This window comes from Actinacidiphila oryziradicis (genome assembly GCF_005047355.1).
Lineage (GTDB): Bacteria > Actinomycetota > Actinomycetes > Streptomycetales > Streptomycetaceae > Actinacidiphila > Actinacidiphila oryziradicis.
The window spans coordinates 1-603 of sequence record NZ_SUMC01000379.1; the positions used below are offsets into that span (position 1 = coordinate 1).

Consider the following 603-nt stretch of genomic DNA (forward strand, 5'->3'; position numbering starts at 1 on the left):
GCCGGCGAGGTCGGCCCCCAGCCTGCGCCGTGCCCGGTGCAGTCTGGACTTCACGGTTCCGACCGCCACCCCCAGCGCCGCCGCGGCCGCCTGCTGATCCAGGCCCGACCACATGCACAGCTCGACGACCTCGCGTTCGTGGCGCGGGAGCCGGGCCAGCGCCCGGTGGATCTGCGACATCCGACGCGCGTCGTCGACCAGGCCGGCGACGCGGTCCGCGTGGTCGCCCACTGGCTCGTCATGCGAGACGAGCCGGTGTAGCAGCGCCTCGGCCCGCCGCAGCCGCCGCCTGGTGTTCGACAGCAGGCGGTCGGCGATGCCGAGCAGCCACGGCAGGGCCGATTCGCGGTCCAGCACAGTCTCCGACCGCCGACGCCAAGCATGAAGGAACACGGTCGCCGTGAGATCCTCGGCCTCGGACCAGTCGGCCGTCCGCCGGAACAGGTGGTTGTAGACGGTCTTCGCATGACGGTCGAAGATCCGACCGAACGCCTCCCGGTCGCCGTCGACTGCCCGTGCCCACAACTCCCGGTCGGATATCCCTCCCATAGGTGCGGTGGGACCAGCGTCGTTCAGTTCCATGCACTGTATGTGTCCGGCACC

1 protein-coding gene is annotated in these 603 nt (G+C 70.8%); it reads right to left on the reverse strand.

From position 1 onward, the window contains the following. The coding region (locus FCI23_RS55990) for an RNA polymerase sigma factor (RefSeq protein WP_136731805.1) at positions 1-582 on the reverse strand (582 nt) is incomplete at its 3' end. Positions 583-603: the final 21 nt, after the last annotated feature.